This is a genomic window from Ornithinibacillus halophilus (assembly GCF_900129485.1).
GTDB classification, from domain to species: Bacteria; Bacillota; Bacilli; order Bacillales; family Amphibacillaceae; genus Ornithinibacillus; species Ornithinibacillus halophilus.
This window is the reverse complement of the sequence record NZ_FQVW01000088.1, coordinates 1-5,740: the sequence shown is the minus strand read 5'-3', so window position 1 is coordinate 5,740 and position 5,740 is coordinate 1. Positions and strand designations below refer to the sequence as shown.

General features: G+C 37.2%; 6 protein-coding genes and 1 riboswitch. All 6 genes read right to left on the bottom strand.

The window, feature by feature from the left end; genetic code table 11:
• Positions 1–97 precede the first annotated feature (97 nt).
• Complete coding sequence (locus BUB12_RS17115; RefSeq protein ID WP_072892126.1) at positions 98–1,510, bottom strand: hypothetical protein; 1,413 nt, start codon at positions 1,508–1,510, stop codon at positions 98–100.
• A gap of 154 nt (positions 1,511–1,664) precedes the next feature.
• Complete coding sequence (locus tag BUB12_RS17110; protein WP_072892125.1) at positions 1,665–2,153, bottom strand: hypothetical protein; 489 nt, start codon at positions 2,151–2,153, stop codon at positions 1,665–1,667.
• Positions 2,140–2,973, bottom strand: a complete 834-nt coding sequence (locus BUB12_RS17105) for a hypothetical protein (protein ID WP_072892124.1) — start codon at positions 2,971–2,973, stop codon at positions 2,140–2,142. Before BUB12_RS17105 ends, BUB12_RS17110 begins: the two co-directional genes overlap by 14 nt.
• Complete coding sequence (locus tag BUB12_RS17100; protein ID WP_072892123.1) at positions 2,966–3,529, bottom strand: RNA polymerase sigma factor; 564 nt, start codon at positions 3,527–3,529, stop codon at positions 2,966–2,968. The genes BUB12_RS17105 and BUB12_RS17100 overlap by 8 nt, the downstream gene beginning before the upstream one ends.
• A gap of 331 nt (positions 3,530–3,860) precedes the next feature.
• On the bottom strand, positions 3,861–3,986 hold the full coding sequence (locus BUB12_RS18230) for a hypothetical protein (RefSeq protein ID WP_268801948.1): 126 nt from the start codon (positions 3,984–3,986) through the stop codon (positions 3,861–3,863).
• A 161-nt stretch (positions 3,987–4,147) separates the two neighbouring features.
• Positions 4,148–4,723 carry an energy-coupled thiamine transporter ThiT gene (gene thiT, locus BUB12_RS17095; RefSeq protein WP_072892122.1) on the bottom strand — a complete coding sequence of 192 codons (576 nt, stop codon included), beginning with the start codon at positions 4,721–4,723 and terminating at the stop codon, positions 4,148–4,150.
• Between the two features lie 121 nt (positions 4,724–4,844).
• A riboswitch (TPP riboswitch) is annotated at positions 4,845–4,946 on the bottom strand.
• Positions 4,947–5,740: the final 794 nt, after the last annotated feature.

The following is a 5,740-nucleotide window of genomic DNA, read 5'->3' as shown; positions in this document are numbered from 1 at the left end:
GGAGTCGATGTTGACTTATCGTACGGAGGCGAAGGAAGTCTCGCTAGTCGCAGGCGCTCGGAGCTAGACATCTCTGAAATTTTATACATTCTTATCTTTAGATAAAGACTGCAATAATCGTCATAATAAACAACCCTGCCATTACTGGAATGAAATTCTTTCGCACTAAATCCATTACTGATACTCCACATAAGCCTGCAATGGCAATTAATGACGACCATGCTACAAGTGTACCTCCACCAGTCCATATCGCTCCCATCTGTCCAATAGCTGCTAATGTCGCTGAATCAATTGAGGCTGTTTCCAGTGATGCAGCTAATGCTCCTGTAAGTGGTAATCCTGAAAATCCTGAACCATCTAAACCAGAAATAATTCCAATTATCAACACACTAACTGCTGCTAATAATGCACTTTGTGGTAGAAAACTTTGGGTGGCTTCTACTAGACCAAATAACAACGACGGCCCTTCATCCACACCAAGAATCGTCCCCGAAAAATCTGCACTACCTAAGAAAAAGAAACCTGCAATAGGAATAACTGGTCCCATAGCTTTAAATGCAAAAACAAATCCATCTGTAATATGGTTAGTTATATAATCTAATGCTTGATGTTTTCCAAAGGCAATCGTTGATAAAAGCAATAAAATTACAGCAACTCCACCGACAAAGGCAGCACCATCCCCACCAGCTAATCCGTCACTACCGGAATATAATTTGTTGTACATCATGTATACAACTACTGCTAATAATGACAACGGAACTACAATGGCAAAGATTTTACTCCATGTAGTAAGATTTGTTGTCTTTGGTTCGTTGGTAGATCGTTCTTCTGATTGTAATGCTTGTAAATCTTTTTCATTACGAACATCACCAGGTTTTCGAATCGATTTTCTATGCAGGAAGTAAGCAATTAGAATTGCAACTCCACCTGCAATTAACGATAAGATAATTGCTCTATCAGCAATAATTGATGCATCTACTCCAGCAGCTGCACCAGAAAGACTGGGTGCGACTTGTACGATATAATCAGACGAGAGTGCCATTCCTTGCCCAGCAATGGCTATTGCTACTGCTGCTGTTATTGCAGGCAATCCAGCTCGTACTGCGGCAGGAACAAGTAGAGCACATATTAATGGAACAGCTGGTGTTGGCCAGAAAAAGAGAGAAATGACATACGTTACTCCAATTAATACAAAAAATGAAACATGACCATTAACCATCATTTTTTGTATCGGTTGAATCATCCGAACATCAGCACCTAAATCTTTAAGCGAGTTTAATAATGCCAACATAAACGTAATGATTAAAAAAATACTAAACAGTTCTTGAGCTGCAACTAAGTTGGCGTTAAATATGGCAGTAAACCCGTCTATCAAATTCCCTTTATAAACCCAAGCAATCACAAATGTACCAAGCAATGTTGGTAAGACGACCCCTTTACGAAAAATCATTGTTCCGATAATAATAAGAGTAAACAATCCATATAACCAATGTGATATCGTCAGTTCCACGTGGATCTTCCTTTCCTCTTTACTGTGCTATAGCCTATGCGCATTTTTAGACAACGGTGAAAGTAAAGTTAAAAAAAGGAAAAATAAGACTATCACTTTAAAAGCACAAAAAAACTCCTCCGTTTCAGATTTATCTAAAACGAAGGAGTTTCTATTATTCGATATCTTCACGAACTAACTTAATCACTTCTGTTTCTCCATCCCACGTCACTTGTACTTGCATGGGTTCTTCAGGATAATCAATAACGTCATCTACTTGGTTTCCAAAGGTAAAGATTTCGCGTCCAGGACCTTCTTCTTCATCAAACGTCATCGTTGATGTAGTTGAACCAACTTCTATTTGGATCTTTTTCAAAGAGTCTAATTCAGTTAATTCTCCCTTGTATCTAATTTGACCAGCGTCTTCATACCAATATTGTCTTTGCATCTTATACTCATCGTCCTCATACCATACAACCTCTCCCTCTAGGTAATACTCCCCTTCCCAATGCTCACTTTCTCCTACAAATTTATAATCATATTTTGTATAGTCATCTTCTTTATCATCAGCTTCTTCTTTCTTTTCTTGACCCATTACTAGGTTTGCTGCAGCTAGGAAGATAAGGATTCCAAGAACAACCAATAAGAATTTATTCTTTTTCATTATATCCTCCTTCATCCGAGATTGGAGCAATATGAAGCATCTCCGTTTCATTTAAATACATACGAGCGATTTCTTTATCCTTTATTGTTAAAACTACATCTACTTCCCCTGCTTCCTCAAGTAACCGTTTCCTTTGAGACTCAGCTAGAAATGGGGAAGAATTTTCATACTCTCTATCCGATTCAATTTCAAAAGATAGGCTATATACTCCACCTCGAATACTTGGAATTACCGGTAAGCCATCATAAAATACTGGTCTTTCAAAAAGGTTATAACCTAGCACTTCATCCATAACCTCTATCAAAGATTTCCTTGGCTCCAAGTGAACTTTCACACCATTTTTATAAGAATTAGTTTCAGGACTAAAATCTTTTATACTACCAATGGTTTCACCCCAATTGTTTCTAATTCCAAGGTGATACTCCAATACGGCCGGTTGAGCATTCTCTGACATACCTCGGACATTGTTCTCTATTATCAAATTATGACTCGTAGAACTAAATAAATAATTATTACCGAAGTCCTGTTTCACTATTCCAATAGAACCATACTCTAGTAGGACCACTTCTTCATCTTCGCTTGACAACAGGAACCCATCGTCTGCATTGTTAAAGGAAAAGGTTCCACTTTGAATTAATAACAATGAAAGAAGTAAAAGACAAGCAACACTCCCAGCATAAATTATTAGATTGGAAGTATTCCATCTTTTTTTACCAGATTGGATTTCACTTAAAATTAATTTTTTATCTGTTCTAGAGGGAATTCCATCCATTGATGAACGCAATTTTTTAAGCTTTTTGTCTAATTGTTTATCATCCATGGTTAATTCCTCCTTTTACAAGACTGTTATTGATTTTGTCAGCCAGTTGATTTCGTCCCCGTAAGACTCTGACCTTCACTGTGGATTCCTTGGCACCGATCACTTTAGAAATTTCTTGGTACGTTAAATCCTGAAAATAATGAAGAACAATTGGAATACGATACTTGTCTTTCAATTCTTGAATACATTGATATAAATAGCGATCCTCTTCGTCGCGCAGTAACTGCATTTCTATGGGTTCCACGACAGAAGCGTCTATATTTTGTTGACGTTTTAATAACTCTGTTTTGGATTTAATACTTGATTGTTTTCTACCATAGTCTCTTGCGACATTTAAGGTAATCTTATATAACCAAGTACTAAATGACGATTCCCCATCAAATTGATGCAAAAACCGATAGATTCTCAAAAATACTTCTTGAGAGACATCTGGCACATCATCATAAGAAACCCCAATTTGAAATGCAAAACGTTCAACTGTCCCACTAAATTGATCAATTAGTTGGCCATAAGCATCTATATCCCCTGCTTTTGCAGAATCAATTAAATGGTGCACATCATATTCCTCCTCTGTACTAGTGAAACGAAAGGTATTATAAAAAGGTTACAAGATTTTTAGATTTTATTGTGGGGATTTTCGTGTGGAGTCGAGAGAAGGTGGAGGTTCCTTGTCCCAGTCCCATAGTCATTTGGACATTTATTCCGTTAATCATTGAAATAAAGGTGTTTTAAGCTTTTTTCGGACAACTATTCCGTTATTCATCCTAAATACACCATTTTTAACACAAACCTTTTTAAATAGAGGAACGTATGTCCGATAATTTTAAATATAGCACTATATATAAAAATAAAGGAATAAATATCCAGTTAAGAGCCTTATTTCTGTCCTAGCCTTCTTTTTTATCACATTCAAAGCATAAAAGTTTTCCATCCTCATGAACTCCGTTTAAGAAACCATTTTCACAATAGATATCTTTCTCACATTCCTGACAAGTTCCGATCAACTCACGCATAATGAATCACCTCTACTATCAGTATAGAATATTATGTATATTTTATAAAATAAATATTTTGTTAGGGCCTTGGGAGAAGGGATTGGGTTTTTACAACAGTCCAACAAACAAAAAAATAGCTCTAATTAAAGAGCTATTCCGAAGTGTGAGCGGTTAAATTATTAGCTAGCTGTTTGTAATAAAGTTCTAGGTTGCTTAATAAATAAGAAAAATACAACTACAGTACTTAAGACAAATGCTGGTAACATGTAAGACCCATTATATAGTAATGAATATAACCAAACTGGTTGGTCTTCTGGTGCATAATGACCAAAGAACACAATTCCTGCATAGAAATGTGCCAAGAATCGTAAGAAGGTACCTAATAATACACCTAGCATAATATAAATAAATCGTTTAGCGAGTTTTCCATCCTTTAACGCTTGTTGAACTGGTTTTGCAAAAATTCCAGCTAAACCTAATGCTGTAAATGCAAATCCATACTCAATGAACCCTTGTAATGGATGGACCACTACTGGTTCAATGACTAACTGCAAAAGTCCCCATAGAAGACCAGCAGTCAAACCACCTTTCAATCCCCAGCGAAATGCGACGATAAAGATCGGGATCATCGCAAATGACACTGACCCTCCATTCGGCCATACTTTAAATGCTAAAAATGGAATGATATCCAGTAATAAAGCTAATGCTGTGAAGATTGCCACCTCGACTAGAAATAAAGTCCGTTTTGAACTCATACAACTTCCTCCCCTTCATGTAATCTAAAAATCTCACAATAGAAGATTTTTAAACAACACAAAAAAAGCAATGCCAAGGGGAAGCTTCCTGATGGGAATCCCGCTCACAACATTACTTATCCATCAAAAAAGCCACCATCCCTACGCTAGTACTAACTAACAGGTTCAAAGGGTCTGAACAATCATGTTCACTCTCAGCCATTTGGCTCCCCCTGTAGGCTTCATAATTCACTTTTTTTGCTACATGTATTGTAACGTACTTTCTGTAAATTGACAACTTAAAAAAAATGAATGTAGCTTGGTCAGCTCACACGAAGAGGTATGACTTAGGTGCTCGAAAAAGTTGGCGATATGTTAGACACCTCTACATTACGCATTTTCTTACGTTATAAAAAGAAATTAGACTTCACTAATTATAATAGTTCTATAGTCGAACAACTCTTGTGAATACGTTATACACTAGGCTTAGATATTTGTTGACACTTAGAGTTTATAGTAGATCAAAATGTAAGCCTTGTTAAACTCTAATGCTAGCAATTGACAGTTACTCCCAAACTAGCGGAGGAAATACACGTAGACTCCTCGGAAATAAAGAACAATTTCCTTCGTGCGATGATAATGCTGCCGTAGCATTACTTGTCCTGCGGGAGGAAAGGCATAGGTGAGACCCCGTGATGCGCTTGCGTCTACAAGGAATGCTACGCAGTGGGCTTCCTCAGCGCAAGGGTGCTAGGAAGCCTAACCAAGTAGTTCCCTGGCTCACCAGCCGCCCGCGGAAAGCGAAGTGTATTTCCGTAGCGATGGATATTATACTGACGCTAGTTATATTCCAGTATCATCTTAAATAGGAAAATCAAACTCTTATAGTGCCAAGAACTCCTCAACATCTTTCACACATAATGCGATTGCATTTTCCCAGAATTCTGGTTGTGTTAAATCAACATTTAAGTGTTTCTTCGCTAAATCTTCCACTTTCATACTACCAGTATCACGCAACAACGCAATGTAATCATCTTC

Bases quoted from the DNA above. Each gene is read 5' to 3' on its own strand.
- BUB12_RS18230 (WP_268801948.1), bottom strand. From the start codon at position 3,986: ATGCGTGAGTTGATCGGAACTTGTCAGGAATGTGAGAAAGATATCTAT.
- thiT (WP_072892122.1), bottom strand. From the start codon at position 4,723: ATGAGTTCAAAACGGACTTTATTTCTAGTCGAGGTGGCAATCTTCACA.
- BUB12_RS17110 (WP_072892125.1), bottom strand. From the start codon at position 2,153: ATGAAAAAGAATAAATTCTTATTGGTTGTTCTTGGAATCCTTATCTTC.
- BUB12_RS17105 (WP_072892124.1), bottom strand. From the start codon at position 2,973: ATGGATGATAAACAATTAGACAAAAAGCTTAAAAAATTGCGTTCATCA.